At 65.6% G+C, this 17,902-nt stretch carries 15 protein-coding genes; 14 read left to right on the top strand and 1 reads right to left on the bottom strand.

Annotation, left to right across the window (positions count from 1 at the left end; translation table 11 throughout):
* The first annotated feature begins 33 nt into the window (after positions 1–33).
* The 11 genes from BN4346_RS26300 to BN4346_RS26250 all read left to right on the top strand — a co-directional run bounded on the left by BN4346_RS26300 (position 34) and on the right by BN4346_RS26250 (position 14,458).
* The gene (locus tag BN4346_RS26300) at positions 34–1,629 is read left to right on the top strand and encodes an acyl-CoA carboxylase subunit beta (RefSeq protein WP_067967958.1); all 1,596 of its coding nucleotides are present in this window, start codon (positions 34–36) and stop codon (positions 1,627–1,629) included.
* Between the two features lie 8 nt (positions 1,630–1,637).
* The gene (locus tag BN4346_RS26295) at positions 1,638–3,635 is read left to right on the top strand and encodes an ATP-binding protein (protein WP_067967953.1); all 1,998 of its coding nucleotides are present in this window, start codon (positions 1,638–1,640) and stop codon (positions 3,633–3,635) included.
* Complete coding sequence (locus tag BN4346_RS26290) at positions 3,632–4,810, top strand: acyl-CoA dehydrogenase family protein (protein ID WP_078058434.1); 1,179 nt, start codon at positions 3,632–3,634, stop codon at positions 4,808–4,810. Before BN4346_RS26295 ends, BN4346_RS26290 begins: the two co-directional genes overlap by 4 nt.
* A gap of 10 nt (positions 4,811–4,820) precedes the next feature.
* Positions 4,821–5,615 (top strand): enoyl-CoA hydratase family protein, encoded by a 795-nt coding sequence (locus BN4346_RS26285; RefSeq protein ID WP_067968155.1) that lies wholly within the window; start codon positions 4,821–4,823, stop codon positions 5,613–5,615.
* Positions 5,616–5,679: 64 nt separating this feature from the next.
* The gene (locus tag BN4346_RS26280) at positions 5,680–6,279 is read left to right on the top strand and encodes a DUF1707 SHOCT-like domain-containing protein (protein ID WP_067967950.1); all 600 of its coding nucleotides are present in this window, start codon (positions 5,680–5,682) and stop codon (positions 6,277–6,279) included.
* A gap of 108 nt (positions 6,280–6,387) precedes the next feature.
* On the top strand, positions 6,388–7,299 hold the full coding sequence (locus BN4346_RS26275; protein WP_067967947.1) for a helix-turn-helix transcriptional regulator: 912 nt from the start codon (positions 6,388–6,390) through the stop codon (positions 7,297–7,299).
* 124 nt (positions 7,300–7,423) lie between these two features.
* A complete protein-coding gene (locus tag BN4346_RS26270) occupies positions 7,424–7,858 on the top strand; it encodes an MmpS family transport accessory protein (protein WP_067967943.1) in 435 nt (144 codons plus the stop codon).
* Entirely contained in the window at positions 7,855–10,725 is a 2,871-nt protein-coding gene (locus tag BN4346_RS26265; RefSeq protein ID WP_067967940.1) for an MMPL/RND family transporter, read from the top strand. The genes BN4346_RS26270 and BN4346_RS26265 overlap by 4 nt, the downstream gene beginning before the upstream one ends.
* A 179-nt stretch (positions 10,726–10,904) precedes the next feature.
* The gene (locus tag BN4346_RS26260; RefSeq protein ID WP_096867448.1) at positions 10,905–11,762 is read left to right on the top strand and encodes an SDR family oxidoreductase; all 858 of its coding nucleotides are present in this window, start codon (positions 10,905–10,907) and stop codon (positions 11,760–11,762) included.
* 63 nt (positions 11,763–11,825) lie between these two features.
* Complete coding sequence (locus BN4346_RS26255; protein WP_067967932.1) at positions 11,826–13,292, top strand: biotin carboxylase; 1,467 nt, start codon at positions 11,826–11,828, stop codon at positions 13,290–13,292.
* Complete coding sequence (locus tag BN4346_RS26250; protein WP_067967929.1) at positions 13,289–14,458, top strand: serine hydrolase domain-containing protein; 1,170 nt, start codon at positions 13,289–13,291, stop codon at positions 14,456–14,458. Before BN4346_RS26255 ends, BN4346_RS26250 begins: the two co-directional genes overlap by 4 nt.
* Before the next feature lie 6 nt (positions 14,459–14,464).
* Here BN4346_RS26250 and BN4346_RS26245 read toward each other — a convergent pair whose 3' ends face one another.
* A complete protein-coding gene (locus BN4346_RS26245) occupies positions 14,465–15,100 on the bottom strand; it encodes a TetR/AcrR family transcriptional regulator (RefSeq protein ID WP_067967928.1) in 636 nt (211 codons plus the stop codon).
* A gap of 68 nt (positions 15,101–15,168) precedes the next feature.
* Here BN4346_RS26245 and BN4346_RS26240 point away from each other — a divergent pair, with 68 nt between their 5' ends.
* From BN4346_RS26240 to BN4346_RS48380, 3 genes are all read left to right on the top strand, one after another.
* Positions 15,169–16,101: an oxygenase MpaB family protein gene (locus BN4346_RS26240; protein ID WP_067967925.1), complete on the top strand. Its 933-nt coding sequence runs from the start codon at positions 15,169–15,171 to the stop codon at positions 16,099–16,101.
* Between the two features lie 171 nt (positions 16,102–16,272).
* Positions 16,273–16,584 carry a DUF2563 family protein gene (locus BN4346_RS26235; protein WP_067967921.1) on the top strand — a complete coding sequence of 104 codons (312 nt, stop codon included), beginning with the start codon at positions 16,273–16,275 and terminating at the stop codon, positions 16,582–16,584.
* Complete coding sequence (locus BN4346_RS48380) at positions 16,581–17,885, top strand: putative alpha/beta hydrolase (protein WP_067967919.1); 1,305 nt, start codon at positions 16,581–16,583, stop codon at positions 17,883–17,885. The genes BN4346_RS26235 and BN4346_RS48380 overlap by 4 nt, the downstream gene beginning before the upstream one ends.
* Positions 17,886–17,902: the final 17 nt, after the last annotated feature.

Genomic DNA, 17,902 nt, shown 5'->3' with positions numbered 1-17,902 from the left:
CGCAAGCTCCGTTCTGCATCGTCAGGGGTGGCTATGACCACCCTTAAGTCCACGCTCGACCCGTCGTCTCCCGCCTACACCGACGCGGCGGAGGCGCTGAACGACAAGCTCGCCGAGATCGATGCCGAGCACGCCAAGGCACTCGCCGGCGGCGGACCCAAGTACGTGGACCGCCACCATTCCCGCGGCAAGCTCACCGCCCGGGAGCGCATCGAAGCGCTGATCGACGCCGACTCACCATTCCTGGAGCTGTGCCCGCTGGCTGCCTGGGGCAGCGCCTTCCAGGTCGGGGCCAGCCTGGTGACCGGGATTGGCGCGGTCGAAGGCGTGGAGTGCATGATCGTCGCCAATGACCCGACGGTGAAGGGCGGCACGTCCAACCCGTGGACGCTGCGCAAGATCCTGCGGGCCAACAAGATCGCGTTGGAGAACCGGCTTCCGGTGATCTCCCTGGTGGAGTCCGGCGGAGCGGACCTGCCCACCCAGAAGGAAGTCTTCATCCCCGGCGGCCAGATGTTCCGCGACCTGACTCGGCTGTCGGCCGCCGGCATTCCGACCATCGCGCTGGTATTCGGCAACTCCACCGCCGGCGGGGCTTATGTGCCCGGCATGTCCGATCACGTGGTGATGATCAAGGAACGGTCCAAGGTATTCCTGGCCGGGCCGCCGCTGGTGAAGATGGCCACCGGCGAGGAGTCCGACGACGAGTCGCTCGGTGGCGCCGAGATGCACTCGCGCACGTCAGGGCTGGGCGATTACCTCGCCAACGACGAGCTTGACGCGGTGCGGATCGGTCGGCGGATCGTGGCCCGGCTGAACTGGGTCAAGCAGGGCCCGAAGCCAAAACCGGTGACCGAGCCGCTCTTCGACTCCGAAGAACTGATCGGCATCGTGCCCGCGGACCTGCGCATCCCGTTCGACCCGCGCGAGGTGATCGCCCGGATCGTCGACGGCTCCGACTTCGATGAGTTCAAGCCGCTCTACGGGTCATCGTTGGTGACGGGTTGGGCACGACTACACGGATATCCGATCGGCATCTTGGCCAATGCGCGGGGTGTGCTGTTCAGCGAGGAATCTCAGAAGGCCACCCAGTTCATCCAACTGGCCAACCGCTCCAACACCCCACTGTTGTTCCTGCACAACACCACCGGCTACATGGTGGGCAAGGACTACGAAGAGGGCGGGATGATCAAGCACGGCTCGATGATGATCAACGCCGTGTCCAATTCGACGGTGCCGCACATCTCGCTGCTGCTGGGCGCCTCCTATGGCGCCGGGCACTACGGCATGTGTGGACGCGCCTACGATCCCCGCTTTCTGTTCGCCTGGCCATCGGCCAAGTCCTCGGTGATGGGCGGGGCGCAGCTCGCGGGCGTGCTGTCGATCGTGAACCGGGCAGCCACCGAGGCCCGCGGGCAGCAGGTCGACGAGCAGGCCGATGCCGCCATGCGCGCCATGGTCGAAGGGCAGATCGAAGCCGAGTCGCTGCCGCTCGTGCTGTCGGGGATGCTCTATGACGACGGGGTGATCGACCCGCGCGACACCCGCACCGTATTGGGAATGTGTTTGTCCGCCATTGCCAGTGGCCCGGTCGAGGGGACGTCGAACTTCGGCGTCTTCCGGATGTGAGGACTGCCATGATCAGCACTGTTCTGGTGGCCAATCGCGGCGAGATCGCCCGACGGGTCTTCGCCACCTGCCGTCGACTGGGCCTGGGCACGGTCGCGGTCTACACCGACCCCGATGCCGGCATGCCGCATGTCGCCGAAGCCGACGCCAAGGTGCGTCTGCCGGAGACCACCAGCTACCTGTCCGCCGAAGCGATCATCGCCGCGGCTCGCGCCGCCGGCGCCGACGCCATCCACCCCGGCTACGGATTCCTTTCCGAGAACGCCGACTTCGCTGCTGCCGTGCAGGCCGCCGGTCTGACCTGGATCGGGCCGCCGGTGGCCGCGGTGACCTCGATGGGCTCCAAGATCGAGTCGAAGAAGATGATGGCCGCCGCGGGTGTGCCAGTTCTCGAAGAACTCGACCCGGCAACCGTCACCGCCGCTCAACTGCCGGTGCTGGTGAAGGCCTCCGCGGGCGGCGGCGGCCGCGGCATGCGAGTGGTTAACGAATTGTCTGCCCTGGCCGGCGAAGTGGAGGCCGCCCAGCGCGAGGCCGCTTCGGCGTTCGGTGACCCGACGGTGTTCTGCGAGCGCTACCTGCCGACCGGGCATCACATCGAGGTGCAGGTGATGGCCGATCAGCACGGCACGGTGTGGGCGGTCGGCGAGCGGGAATGCTCGATTCAGCGCCGCCACCAGAAGGTCATCGAAGAGGCGCCGTCGCCGTTGGTGGAACGCACCCCGGGGATGCGCGCCAAGCTGTTCGAGGCCGCCCGGCTGGCCGCGAGCGCGATCGGCTACACCGGCGCGGGCACCGTGGAGTTCCTGGCCGACTCCCGCGGCGAGTTCTACTTCCTGGAGATGAACACCCGACTGCAGGTCGAGCACCCGGTCACCGAGGAGACCACCGGTGTCGATCTGGTCGAATTGCAGATCGCGGTGGCCGACGGGGCCCGGCTGGACCCCGAACCGCCGGCTGCCCGCGGCCATTCGATCGAGGTGCGCCTTTACGCCGAAGACCCGGCCCACGGCTGGCAGCCGCAGGCTGGGCCGGTGCACACCCTCGACGTTCCCGCAGTGGCGACTGCGTTCGAGACCCTGTCCCGGCGCACCGGCGTCCGGTTGGACTCCGGCATCGTCAGCGGGTCGACGGTGTCCATCCACTACGACCCGATGCTGGCCAAGGTGATCAGCTACGCACCGACCCGCCGGCAGGCCGCGACCGTGCTCGCCGGCGCGCTGGCCCGAACCCGGCTGCACGGCCTGCGCACCAACCGCGACCTGCTGGTCAATGTGCTGCGTCACCCGGCCTTCCTGGACGGCGCGACGGACACGGCGTTCTTCGACACCCACGGCCTGGCGGAACTGTCGGCGCCACTGGCCGACGCCGCCACCGTGCAGGCCAGTGCGATCGCGGCCGCCCTGGCCGACGCCGCACACAATCGGGCCACCGCGCAGGCGTTCGGCTCCATTCCCGGCGGTTGGCGCAACCTGGCCTCGGGGTTCCAGTCCAAGGGCTACCTCGACGACGCGGGTACCGAGCATCGGATCGAATACCGTTTCACCCGAACGGCATTGATTGTCAACGGCGGCGAGGTCACGCTGATTTCGTCGACTCCGGATGAAGTGGTGCTGGCCGACCCGGCTGGCGTCGCCCGCACGTTCACCGTCGCGCGCTACGGCCCCGCTTTCCAAGACGTCTACGTCGACTCCCCCGCCGGCGGAGTCCACCTGGTGGCGTTGCCCCGCTTCCCCGATCCGGAGTCGGCGGTCGCGCGGGGATCGCTGCTGGCGCCGATGCCCGGCAACGTGATCCGGCTGGGTGCCGCCGTAGGCGACCCGGTGAGCGCCGGCCAGCCACTGATCTGGCTGGAAGCCATGAAGATGGAACACACCGTCAGCGCACCGTCCGACGGTGTGCTCACTGAACTCGACGTCAAGCCGGGCGACCAAGTGGAGGTCGGCGCCGTGCTGGCCCGCGTCGAAGAACCAGAAGCAACGCAAGCAGAAGGAGAACCACTGTGACCGATTCCACGAGCGACACCAGCTTCATCGAGAGCGACGAACGGCGCGCCCTGCGCGAGTCGGTCGCCGCGATGGCCAAGAACTACGGCCAGGACTACTACCTAGAGAAGGCCCGCGCCGGCGAGCACACCGACGAACTGTGGAACGAGGCAGGCAAACTCGGCTTCATCGGGGTCAACCTGCCCGAGGAGTACGGCGGTGGCGGCGCCGGCATGTACGAGCTGTCGCTGGTCATGGAAGAGATGTCGGCGAACGGCTGCGCGCTGTTGATGATGGTCGTCTCGCCGGCCATCAACGGCACCATCATCTCCAAGTTCGGCACCGACGAGCAGAAGAAGCGGTGGATCCCCGGCATCGCCGACGGATCACTGACCATGGCGTTCGCCATCACCGAGCCCGACGCCGGGTCGAACTCACACAAGATCACCACCACCGCACGCCGCGACGGGTCGGACTGGATCCTCAAGGGCCAGAAGACCTTCATCTCCGGCGTCGACCAGGCACAGGCCGTGTTGGTGGTCGGCCGCAGCGAGGACGCCAAGACCGGCAACCTGCGGCCCGCGCTGTTCGTGGTGCCCACCGACACCCCTGGTTTGAGCTGGACGCCGATCGAGATGGAGCTGGTCAGCCCCGAGCGCCAGTTCCAGGTGTTCCTCGACGACGTCCGGCTGCCCGCCGACGCGCTGGTGGGCTCCGAGGACGCCGCCATCGCGCAGCTGTTCGCGGGTCTGAACCCGGAGCGCATCATGGGCGCGGCCAGCGCGGTCGGCATGGGCCGCTTCGCGATCGGCAAGGCCGTCGACTACGTCACCACCCGCCAGGTGTGGAAGACCCCGATCGGCGCGCACCAGGGCCTGTCGCACCCGCTGGCTCAGAACCACATCGAGATCCAGCTGGCCAAGCTGATGATGCAGAAGGCGGCGACGCTCTATGACGCCGGCGATGACTTCGGCGCTGCCGAGGCGGCCAATATGGCCAAGTACGCCGCCGGCGAGGCATCGACCCGGGCGGTCGACCAGGCCGTGCAGTCCCTCGGCGGCAACGGCCTGACCAAGGAGTACGGCATCGCCGCGGCGGTCACCTCGTCCCGACTGGCGCGGATCGCACCGGTGAGCCGGGAGATGATCCTCAACTTCGTCGCGCAGACCTCACTGGGCCTGCCCCGAAGCTACTGAGGTCGTGCTGATGGACACGCTGGTCTGCTACGCCGGGCCGGAAGACACCGGCGACGGTTCGGCCCGGCTGACCCTGGACTCACCGCACAACCGCAACGCGCTGTCGTCGAAGCTGGTGGCCCAGCTGCACGCCGGGCTGCGCGACGCGGCGGCCGACCCGAACGTACGGGTGGTGGTGCTGGGCCACACCGGCAACACGTTCTGTGCCGGAGCGGATCTGAGTGAGGCCACCGGCGGCGACCCGACCGACTTGGCCGCCGACCGGGCCCGCGAAATGGCGGCGCTGATGCGCGCGATCGTCGAGTGTCCGCGACCGGTGATCGCGGCGGTGGACGGGCACGTGCGGGCCGGCGGCATGGGGCTGGTCGGTGCCTGCGACCTCGCGGTCGCCGGCCCGGCCAGCACCTTCGCCCTCACCGAGGCCCGGATCGGGGTGGCGCCGTCGATCATCTCGCTGACCCTGCTGCCCAAGCTGTCGCCGAGGGCCGCGGCCCGCTACTACCTGACCGGGGAGAAATTCGGCGCAGCCGAAGCCGCGGCGATCGGGCTGATCACGCTGGCGGTGGAAAACACAGCGGATGTCCAAACCTCCGTCGCGGACCTGGTTGCCAACCTGCGACTCGGGTCCCCGCAGGGGTTGGCGGCCTCCAAAGCTCTGACCACCGCGGCGGTGCTGGCCGGTTTCGACCGGGACGCCGAACCGCTCAGCGTCGCCTCAGCGCGGATGTTTGTCTCCGACGAGGCACGGGAAGGGATGCTGGCCTTCCTGCAGAAGCGCCCGCCTAGCTGGGCCACGCAGGCCTGACCACGGCCCCAGTTTGGGCAACCCAGCTTGCGGCAAACGCGGTTAGTCGTAGGCTACATATCCGATGAGAAACTCAACCCGGCGTAGCCAAGACACCAGCGGCACCCAGTCGCGTGCCGCTGACACCGACCGGATCCAGTTGGCGCAGCTGCTCGGCGATGCCGTCGCGCAGGGCCAACTGCCGATGAACGAGTACGAGGACCGGCTGGCGAAGGCCTACGCGGCGCAGACCTACGACGAGCTCGACGGCCTGCGTGCCGACCTGCCGGGCTCCTCGGTGTGCCCGCACCGCGGTGGTGACTGCAAACCCGCGCCCTCCACGTTGCTGCTGGCGATCATGAGTTCCTTCGAGCGGCGCGGTCGGTGGAACGTGCCCAAGCGACTGACCACCTTCTCACTGTGGGGCGGCGGCGTCATCGACCTGCGCTACGCCGACTTCACCTCACCGGACGTCGAGATCAACGCTTACTCGATCATGGGCGGGCAGACCATTCTGCTGCCGCCCGAGGTCAACGTCGACATCCACGGTTATGGCGTGATGGGCGGCTTCGACCAACAGGTCGAGGGCGCCGGCACCCCGGGTGCACCGACGATCAAGGTGCGCGGTTTCTCGCTATGGGGCGGGGTCGGCATTCGCCGCAAGAACCGCAAACGTCGCAGCTGACAATAGGTCACGTCGGCGGCACAACCCTGGGCAGTATCGGGGAGCGGGTATTCCTAGGAAAGATTTTTCCCTGTCACAAGTGCCTTCGAACACGACACAATTGAATCGATGAACACATCCAGGGGAAAAGGCAACCAGCTGGGCGAGTTCCTACGGGCTCGCCGGGCTGAACTTTCACCCCAGGATGTTTCCTTCGCCACGACTGGACATCACCGTCGAGTGCCGGGACTGCGCCGTGAGGAGGTCGCCCAGCTGGCCTCGATCAGCACCGACTACTACACCCGCCTCGAACAGGGCCGCATCGCCGGTGCGTCTACATCAGCCCTGGATGCCATCGCCCGAGCTCTACGACTGAGCTCCGACCAAATCAGCTACCTGTATCAACTGGCGCACAAGACGACCGTCCGGACAGGCAAACACGCGCCGCAGCGGGTCCGCCCCCAGATCCATCGCCTGCTGGACAATCTGACCGACACGGCCGCGCTCGTCGTGGACCGCGTTATGGACGTGCTGGAGTGGAACCCCCTGGCCGCGGCGGTCTACACCGACTTCGATGCGATCCCGCCAGCCGAACGCAACCTGCTGCGGCTGACCTTTCTCGAGCCCAAGGTCCGCACCATGAACGTGGACTGGGAAGATGATGCCAGCAACTGCGTGTCCTTCCTGCGCATGGATGCGGCTCAGGCTCCCCACAATCAGCGTCTGCGAAGCCTGGTGGGAGAGCTGTCGGTCTGCGATGAAGATTTTCGACGCTGGTGGGCTTCCCACCGCGTGGCCCATAAAACGTTCGGCACGAAACGATTTCGTCATCCCATTGTCGGCGAACTAAGCCTGGATTGGCAGTTTCTCACGTTTCCCGACGACCCGGACCTGTCCCTGCTGGTGCTGACCGCGGAACCCGGGACGCCCGCGCACCAAGCGCTGCGTTTCCTTGCCTCCTGGTCCAGCGAAAACATTACCCAGCGTCCGAGCCCACACCCTGAGCTAGAACAGCATTCACCTCACCCGGCACCTCCATAGCTGCCAACCCAACCGGACCGACAAAGCTTCCGCCGTGAGCTTCTGTGAAACGACGGCGATTTCAAGCGCATTTCAGCGAAGTGTGCGCACTTGACGACGCAATCTTGGGTAAGGAAATTCAGCGATGCCAGTAACCGGAATTCTTAAACAAGCTTGGATACCCCTGGTTCTGGCAGTCGTGGGCGTGGCCGCGGGAATGGGTGTGAATCATCTGCACGGAATTTTCGGCTCCCACGACCCGAACGCGGATTACGGCGGGGCGATCAAGATTGTGGAGTTCAACCCAAAGATCGTGGTCTACGACATCACCGGCCCACCCGGTGCGGTGGTGGATATCAACTATTGGGACGACGAGGCGAACACGCATGAGGTCAGCAGAGCGGTGCTGCCGTGGTCGTTGACGTTGACGACAACGCTGCCGTCGGTAGGGGCCAGCATTGTCGCCCAGGGCGACGCGGATCACCTGAACTGCCGGATCACCGTAGATGGTGAGATTCGAGAAGAACAGAGTACGGATGGTCTGAACACCCAGGTCTACTGCTTGGTGAAATCCGCATGAGCATTCGTCACACCCGCGGGGATCGCCCGTTCATTCCGCACTTATTGCGCTGGCTAGCGCTACCGATCATCATCTTCTGGGTCGCCCTCGCGGTCGTGGTGAACACCGTTGCGCCATCGTTGGAAGTGGTCGGTGAAGAGCATGCGGCACCGATGACTCCCGAGGATGCCCAGTCGGTGAAGGCGATGATGCGACTCGGCGGGGTGTTCCGGGAATACGACGCCAATAGCACGGTCATGATCCTGCTCGAGGGTGAGAAACCGCTGGGCGCTGCCGCGCACAAGTACTACGACGACATGGTCAACCAACTGGCCCACGATACCGAGCATGTTCAGCACATCCAGAATTTCTGGGGAGACCCACTGACGGCAGCGGGAGTGCAGAGCAGCGACGCCAAGGCTTCCTACGTCTTGTTGAACCTCGCCGGAAATCAGGGCACGACACTGGCCAACGAATCGGTCGAAGCGGTCCGCGACGTCGTGGACCGTACCCCGGCACCGGAAGGGGTGAAGGCCTATGTCACCGGTCCCGCCGCGCTGACCGATGACACTCACGTCATCGGAAACGCGAGCATCGGGAAGATCACGCTGTACACGATCGTGGCGATCGCGGTCATGCTTTACCTGGTCTACCGCTCCGTGGTGACGACCGTGGTGCAGCTATTCATCACCATGGGCGAGTTGCTCACCGCCCGCGGGGTGGTCGCGGTGGTCGCGTCACACGGCGCGTTCGGGCTTACCACTTTCGCCGGCACGATCTTGACGATGCTGGCGATCGCAGCCGGAACGGATTACGGCATCTTTCTCTTCGGCCGCTACCGTGAGGCACGGCAAGCCGGCGAAGACCGGGAAGCCGCTTACTACACAGCATTTGGGGGAATTGCCCACGTTATCCTGGGCTCGGGACTGACCATAGCCGGCGCGACCTACTGCCTGAAATTCACCCGGCTGCCCTATTTCCAAACGATGGGCGAACCGGTCGCCATCGGCATGCTGGTCGTCGTCGCCTCGGCACTCACCCTGGGCCCGGCCGTGCTGGCCGTGGGCAGCCGGTTCGGCCTATTCGAGGCCAAGAAAAAGAGCCGGCATCTGCTGTACCACCGCATCGGCACCGCGGTCGTGCGGTGGCCCGCAGCGGTTCTGGTGGCGAGCTTCGCTGTCGCCATGATCGGCATACTGGCCCTGCCGGGCTTCACGCCGTTATACAACGACCGTTACTACCTGCCTGGGCGCGCCGGCTCGGTCCAAGGCTACGAAGCATCGGACCGGCATTTCACCGCAGGCAGAATGAACCCCGACATCCTCATGGTCGAAGCGGACCACGATATGCGTAATCCGGCTGACATGCTAGTGCTGGATAAAGTCGCCAAAAACATTATCCGGGTCGTGGGTATTGCGATGATCCAGGACATCACCCGACCGTTGGGTCGCCCGATCCAGCACAGCTCGGTACCGTTTATGTCCAGCATGCAAAGTCAAGTGCCACTGCAAAACATGACGTATCTCAAAGATCGTATGTCGGACATGCTCAAGATGGCTGACGAGATGACCAGCATGATCGGGATCATGGAGCGCATGGAATCTCTGATGCAACAGGCATCAGACACCACGCATGCGATGGTCGGCGATATGCAAGAACTCAACGATACAACCGACGAATTGCGGGACAAGATAGCAGATTTCGATGACTTCTGGCGGCCCATGCGCAACTACGTCTACTGGGAACCGCACTGCTTCGATATCCCGATCTGTTGGTCGTTGAGGTCACTTCTGGATGCCACCGACAGCGTCGACAAGATGGCCGAACAGTTGCAGGCATCGTTGACGGATATGAAAACTCTGGACTCAATTCTGCCCCTCATGGTGGCGCAGATCCGGCCGATGATCATGAGCATGTCGGTCACCCGGGCCTTGACGCTGACCACCCAGAGCACGTTCTCGGGGCTGATCACCCAAATGGAAGCCATGAGCAACAACGCCATCGTCATGGGGCAAAGTTTCGATGCCTCCCAGAACGATGAGCAGTTCTACCTTCCGCCGGAGGCGTTCGACAACCCAGAGTTTCAGCGCGGTTTGAAGATGTTCTTGTCGCCGGACGGCACCGCCGCCCGCTTTTTCATCACCCCGCAGGGCGATCCCGCAACCGCGCAAGGAATCACCCGTGTCGCGCCGGAACAAACCGCCGCACATGAAGCCTTGAAGTCGTCGTCGTTGGCCGACGCCAAGGTCTACCTGGGCGGGACGGCGGCGACCTACAAGGATATGGCCGACGGCGCCAAATACGATCTCATGATCGCGGTGCTGTCCGCGATGGCGCTGATCTTCACGATCATGCTGATTCTGACCCGAAGCCTGGTCGCCGCCGCCGTGATCACGGCCACCGCCGCCACGTCGATCTCCGCGGCCTTCGGGCTGTCGGTACTGATCTGGCAGGACATCGTCGGTCTGCCCATCCACTGGGTGGTGATGGTGATGTCCATCGTCATCCTGCTGGCCGTCGGCGCAGACTACAACTTGATGCTGGTTGCCCGGATCAAAGAGGAACTGGGCGCCGGACTCAAGACCGGCATGATCCGCGCCATGGTCGGTACCGGTGGAGTGGTCACCTCCGCCGGATTGGTGTTCGCCGTAACAATGGGCGCGATGGCCTTCAGCGATCTGAAGATCATCGGCCAGCTGGGTACCACCATCTGCGCCGGTCTACTGCTCGACACCCTGGTCGTGCGTTCATTCCTGATGCCCAGCATCGCCACCCTGCTCGGCCGCTGGTTCTGGTGGCCGCACGTCGTCCACCCCCGTGGTTTGGACAACGTCCGTCAGCCCGAGCACACGAGTGACACCGCGCCGCTGGCCGTGCAGGAACCGTAAGCCCGGCCCAGTGCCCGCATCGCGGTGGTGACTGCAAACCCGCCCCCTCCACGTTGCTGCTGGCGCACCCCGGGTGCACCGACGACCAAGGTGCGCGGTTTCTCGCTGTGGGGCGGGGTCGGCGACCTGACAACCTCATTCCGCTCATTGCCCCGGAGTGTTTGACAGAATTCGTATTCGTGGACGGATTCTCGAAACCCAGCGTGGCCGTCACCGGCGCTACCGGATACATCGGCGGCGAGGTTGCACGTCATCTCGCGGCTGCCGGTCTGCCGCAGCTGTTGCTGGCGCGAACACCGTCGCGGGCGCCAAAGCTGCCCGGGGCGAAGGCCGTGGAGTGTTCGTATGGGGACCGAGAGGCTTCACATGCCGCGTTGAGCGGGATCACCACGCTATTCATGGTGTCGGCCTCTGAGAGCGCCGAACGCCTTGAGCAGCACCGCACATTTATCGACTCGGCAGCCCGCGCCCGAGTCCGCCATGTGGTGTACACCTCGTTCGTCGGCGCCAGGCCGGACGCGACGTTCACCTTGGCCCGTGACCACTACTTCACCGAGGAACACATCATCAAGTCGGGAATGACCTACACGTTCCTGCGGGACAACTTCTACATCGACTTTCTCAGCGGATTAGCCGGCGACGACGGCGTTATCCGCGGCCCGGCAGGCGATGGCAGAGTGGCCGCGGTCGCCCGCAAAGACGTGGCTCTGGTCGGTGCCACCGTGATGAAAGCACCCGAGAAGCACACCAACCGCACCTACGAACTCACCGGAGCCGAGGCGCTGAGCCTCGCCGAGATCGCCGGCATACTCAGCGAGCACACCGGACGCGCGGTCAGATACCACGACGAGACAATCGCCGAGGCGTATCGGTCCCGGCAGCGGTGGAACGCTCCTTCGTGGCAACTCGACGCATGGGTGTCGACGTACGCAGCGATCGCGGCGGGCGAACTAGCCACGGTCACAACCGATGTAGCGACCATCACCGGGCATCCGCCGACGTCGTTCGTCAAGTACCTCGAATCTGTCGAGCCATAGCACCGTAGCGTTGGGCGCGTCCCATCCTTCGACACTTTCTGATCCGCGGTGCACACTTTGAGCATGGACGCACCCGCACCGCGTCGCGCGCTAAGCGGTCTGTCCGATGTGCGCGCGTTCTTCCACACCAACACCACGCCGCTGTATTTCATCTCACCGACCCCGTTCAACCTGCTGGGCATCGACCGTTGGATCCGCAACTTCTTCTATCTGACGTACTTCGACTCTTTCGAGGGCACGCATTCGCGAGTGTTCGTGCCCCGGCGACGAGACCGCCTTGATTTCGATTCCATGGGCGACGTGTGCAACCACCTGCTGTCCGATCCCGAGACACTCGAATTCATCGCGGGCCGAGGCCCCGGCGGCAAAGCCTGCTTCGTGATGATGGAAGAAGAAACGCAAACGCTCGCGCGGCAGGCCGGTTTGGAGGTCATGCACCCCTCGGTGGAGGTGCGCAATCGCCTGGGCTCGAAGACCATCATGACGCGCCTGACCGACGCCGCGGGCGTGCCGAGTGTGCCGCACGCGATCGGGCGAGCCGGCTCCTACGAAGAACTGCTGGCGCTCGCGCGGGACGCCGGATTGGGCGATGACCTCGTCATCTCCATCCCTTACGGCAACGCTGGCAGCGGGACGTTCTTTGTGCGCGGTCAGGCCGACTGGGACCAGCACGCCGGTGAGCTGACCGCGCAGCAGGAATTCAAAGTCATGAAGCGCATCCGCAATGTCGAGGTGTGCATCGAAGGTGCGGTCACTCGCCACGGCACCGTCATCGGCCCCGCGATGACCAGCCTGGTCGGTTATTCCGAACTGACCCCGCATCGCGGCGCCTGGTGCGGCAACGACATCTGGCGCGAAGTGCTCCCGCCAGAGAAGACCCATACCGCGCGAGAAATGGTGCGAAAACTGGGCGACATCTTGAGCCGGGAGGGCTACCGGGGTTATTTCGAGGTGGACCTGCTGCACGACTTGGACTCCGACGAGCTCTACCTCGGCGAGGTCAACCCGCGACTGTCCGGCGCCAGCCCCATGACGAACCTGACCACCGAGGCCTACGCCGATATGCCGCTGTTCCTGTTCCATCTGCTCGAGTACATGGACGTGGAGTATGAGCTCGACATCGCCGATATCAACGCACGCTGGGAGCGAGGCTATGGCGAGGACGAGGTCTGGGGCCAGGTGATCATCAACGAGACCTCGCCGGATGTCGAGCTCTTCACCGCAACGCCGCGCACCGGGGTGTGGCGCATCGACGACGACGGCCGGGTGTCCTTTGCGCGGTCCGCCAACGACTGGGCCACCTTGCTCGACGGGTCCGAAGCGTTCTACATGCGCGTCGCCGCGCCCGGCGACTTGCGCTCCGAAGGCGCCCAACTCGGCGTACTCGTCACCCGCGGCCACCTGCAGACCGCCGACTATCGGCTGACCGAACGATGCCAACGCTGGGTCAAAGGCATGAGAGCGAAATTTGTCTCAACACCCCTGACACCGGCCACGCCGATCGTCTCCCGGCTCGTCGCGCGAGCGTGAGCGGCAGCGTCCCGGCCGGTATCTCACTGGACAACTGGCTGTCAGAACCCTACTCGCGGTGGTCATTTCAGCACGTCGAAGACTTCGTGCCGACCGCGGTGATCGCCCGGGGGACCGGACCGGTCGCGGCGTTGCCCGCGAGCGGCGCCGAGCTGGCCGCGGTCCCGGTGACCACGACGGACGAGGCCACGACCGTCGGTGCCGTCATGGACGCCACCGCCACCGACGGGTGGGCCGTCGCCCACCGCGGTGCGCTGGTGGCCGAGGAGTACCGGGGGGCAATGGGCGCACACACCCGGCACTTGCTGTTCTCGGTGAGCAAGTCGATGGTGGCCACCGTCGTCGGCGCGCTGCACGGGGCCGGGGTGATCGCCCTGGACGCTCCGGTCACCACCTACGTGCCCGCCCTGGCGGACTGCGGCTACGCCGGCGCGACGGTGCGCCACCTGCTGGATATGCGCTCGGGTATCGCCTTCTCGGACAATTACCTGCACCCGACCGCGGAGATCCACACCCTCGACGAAGCGGTCGGGTGGGCCCCCCGAGGCAGCGACGATGGTCCCGCCACCCTGCGTGACTTCCTGCTGACACTGCGGGCGAAGTCGGCGCACGGCGGGCCGTTCGAATACCGCTCGTGCGAAACCGACGTGCTGGGCTGGATCTGCGAAGTCGCCGGCGGCCGGCGGATGCCCGAATTGATGTCGGAGCTGCTGTGGAGCCGCCTCGGTGCCCAATCTGACGCCACCATTGGCGTGGACCCCGTCGGCACGGGATTCTTCGACGGCGGCATCAGCGCCTGCCTTACCGACCTGACCCGGTTCGGGTCGCTGTTCTTGCGCGACGGTGTCTCGTTGACCGGCCGGCAGGTGGTGCCGGCGGCGTGGATCGCCGACACGCTCGACGGCGGCGCCGACTCGCGTCAAGCGTTCGCCGCCAGCCCGGACGACACCGGAATGCCCGGCGGGATGTACCGCAACCAGGTGTGGTTCCCCTACCCGGGCAACACCGTGGTGTTGTGCCAAGGCATGTGCGGCCAGCTGATCTACGTCAACCGTGCCGCCGAGGTAATCGCCGTCAAGGTGTCCACCCAGTCCTACGCGGCGGATTCGCGAATGTTCTCGGACACCCTGCAAGCCTTCGATGCGATGGTGCAGGAGCTCACCTAACCCGGCCTAGCCCCGGAACAGGGCCGGATCGTCGAGTTGGCCCAGCAGCGCGGTCAACTGGTCCACCAGTTGCTCCGGCGCGAGCCTGACGTCCCCGGCCAGCCAGGCGCTGAGTGTCTGAGCCACCCCGCCAACCACAAAATGCGCGACCGCCTTGATGCGGTCGTTGCCCGGCACCCGCAAAACGTTCTGCACGTGGCGGCCGGACAACATCGCGAACAGCGCACTGGATTCTGCGCGCTTGCGCACCAGCAGCGCGTTGGTCAGCTGGGTGCTGAACAGTATCCGGCCCACGCGGGCGTCCCCGGCGATGGCGGACACGAGGTGGGCCATGCCGACCCGGGTCTGCTCGGCGTAGGGCACCGCAGCCATGGCGGCCTGGGTGCTGGTCGCCAAATCACCGACCACCCGGTCGAACACCGCGGCCACGAACTCGTCCTTGTCGGCGAAGCTCTCGTAGAAATACCGCGACGCCACACCGGCCCGGTGGCAGATTCCTCGCACGGTCAACTCGATCAACTCGCGGGCGCCCAACACGTCAAGTCCGGCCGTCAGCAGGCGTTCCCGGCGCTCGGCCAGCCGGTCGGCTGCTTGCACACCTCGGTAGGGACGCGGGGGCACGGCAGAAACCACGCTCACCATCTTGACACCGGGGCCACAGCTGGGCAATATCAGGAAACCACCGTTCTCACAATCAGCGAGGTGCAGTCATGGCGATCAGCGAGCCGGTTCCCTTGGTGGAGCGTTCGGTGAACCATTCGCTGGGTGCGCACCCCGCGCCACTTCGGCGTTCCAGGCGTTCCAGACGTTCCTTGCTGCCGCAGGTCACCTGCGACGACAACATGATGATGGGTGTGGCGTTGTTGGCCGGACCCGCCAACGTGATCATGCAACTGGCCCGGCCCGGGGTGGGCTACGGTGTGATGGAGAGCAAGGTCGAAAGCGGCCGGGTGGACCTGCATCCGATCAAGCGGGCGCGCACCACGTTCACTTATCTGGTGGTTTCTACCCAGGGCAGCGACGAGCAGAAGGCCGCCTTCCGTGAAGCGGTCAACAGCGCGCACCGCCAGGTTCGATCCACGGCCGACAGCCCGGTGAAGTACAACGCATTCGACCGTGACCTGCAGCTGTGGGTGGGTGCCTGCCTCTACAAAGGCAACGTCGATATCCACCGCATTTTCCTCGGTGAGATGGACGACGAGCACGCCGACCGGCATTACCGCAATGAGGGCAAGGCGATGGCCACCATGTTGCAGGTGCCCGAAGAGATGTGGCCCGCCGACCGGGCCGCCTTCGACCGGTACTGGCAGGAGCAGCTGGACAAGGTCCACATCGACGACGCCGTCCGCGAATACCTGAAGCCGATCGCAGCTAGCCGGCTGCGGGGCCTGACCGTGCCCGGCCCCTTGCAGCGGGCGAACGAACGGCTCGCGCTGCTGATCACCACCGGTTTCCTTCCGCAGCGCTTCCGCGACGAGATGCAGCTGCCCTGGGACGCCGACAAGCAGCGTCGGTTCGACCGGTTGATGGGTGCTCTTCGGGGAGTCAACAATCTGCTGCCCCAATTCTTGCGGGGCTTCCCGTTCAACTTGATCCTGTGGGACCTGGACCGTCGGATCCGCGCCGGTCGCCCGCTGGTGTGACCCGGCCGCTCCTTCCCCTCCCGGCCTTCCCCCCGAAAGCCCCGCAGGATTCGCCGACACGACGGCGAAACAGGGTTTTCCCTTGCATCTGCGCGCGTCAGCGGATGAATTGACGGCTCAGCGCCCGTCGGTAGGCTTTTACCGCGACAAGCGGACGGAAGGTGGCAGGCGATGCACGTCAACCCCCATGTGCTGCGTAACGGAGCAAATGTGTCCGACGACGCCGGCGGGCACGCCAACGACGGTGCTCAGCGCCTCGACGTGGCCGGCCTGACCGCCAAGATGTTCGGAGATTTCGACGACGCCCACGGCTTCCACGCCGCGCTGGGCAGCGCCAAAGACAGTCATCGCGACGCCCTGCAGGGCCACCACCAGAACCTCACCGGCATCGCCGAGAACGTACGCACCGCCGCCGACGGCTTCACCCAGATGGACAACCACAACGCCCAACTGTTGCGAGACGTCGCCGGCCCCCAGCGGTGAGTCGTCCCAGCCTGCAGCACCTGAACGTCGACGACCTCGTCGCACAGGCCGGCGGCGACCCCTGGGCGATCGACGACAGTCTGCAGGCCGGCAGCCCCACCCAGATCAACTTCCTGGCCCAGGCATTTCACTCCGCCGCCGGCTCGGCCACCGCCGCCGAAGAATCCTTCCGCACCGCCCAAGAACACTTCACGCAGTACAACCGCGAAAACGGCGAACAACCCATCAACAACGGCGCCGAGGTGCAGCGCGTCAAAGACAGCCTGCACGCCACCAACGAGCAGCTCGGCCAGATCGCCGCCGACCTGGAGACCATCGCCGCCGCCCTGGCTCAAGCCCGCGGAACCTCACGAGGCAACATCACGTCACTCAATGAGAACCTGCAGACCGCCGACGTCCTGATCGGCCACTACCTCGACCTGAAGAACCAGGGCCTTAATCGCGACGCCGATATCGAGAACGTTCGTCAGGCAGCCAAGGCCGACACCGTGACGGCCCTGCACAACGAGACGTTTTTCCGCAACGACTACGCCAAGACACTGAAGCAGGCCCTGACCAACCTGCGAGTCAAGGACGGCTACGACCCCGACGTCGCGGTACGCAAGTTCGACGCCGAGGGCGAGCCCGCGGCCCCGAACGGCGTTCCGGGAGCCGACGGTGGCACCGGCGGCGCCAATGGCCACACCCCCGCAACGCCGGACGGTAAAGGCGGGGACGGCGGCGCCGGGGCCACCCCGCCGTGGCTGCCACCCGGCACGCCGGTGATGACCCGACCTACAGGGCCGCCCCCTGCCGCGTCCAAACCCACCGAGATCGGCGGGGAGGGGGGCAATCAGGGCGGCGCGCCGTGGGTCAAGCCTGACCTGCCGGCGTTCCCGCCCGGCGGGTCGCCGAGCCCCGCGATTCCCGGCGGTGTCCCGATGTCGCAGGCCATGGAGGGCGTCGAGAAATTCGGCAAACGCCTAGGTTTGGCAGGGAACTTCATCACCGGCGCGAACGGGGTCATGGAGATCCAGAACGCTGTGAACAACGGAGTCCCCTTGAGCACCGCCCTCGTGGACGTCGTCCCCAAAACCGCGGGTGACATCACCGGAGGTTTGGTCGGCGCCGGGCTGGGTGCCGAGACAGGGGCCGAGGTCGGGGCCACGATCGGCACCTTCTTCGGCCCCGGGCCGGGCACCGCCATCGGTGCGGTCCTCGGCGCCGGTACCGGGGCGATCGTCGGCGGCCTCGCCGGCAGCGAGTTCGGTAAGGGTGTGGGCGAGGGGATTTCGAATGTTTGGCATGGCCTGTTCGGCTGAGTCGGGTACCGCGACAA

Source organism: Mycolicibacter icosiumassiliensis (assembly GCF_900078685.2).
GTDB classification, from domain to species: domain Bacteria; phylum Actinomycetota; class Actinomycetes; order Mycobacteriales; family Mycobacteriaceae; genus Mycobacterium; species Mycobacterium icosiumassiliensis.
The sequence above is the reverse complement of the archived record's forward strand: the minus strand, read 5'-3'. Positions and strand labels throughout refer to the sequence as shown.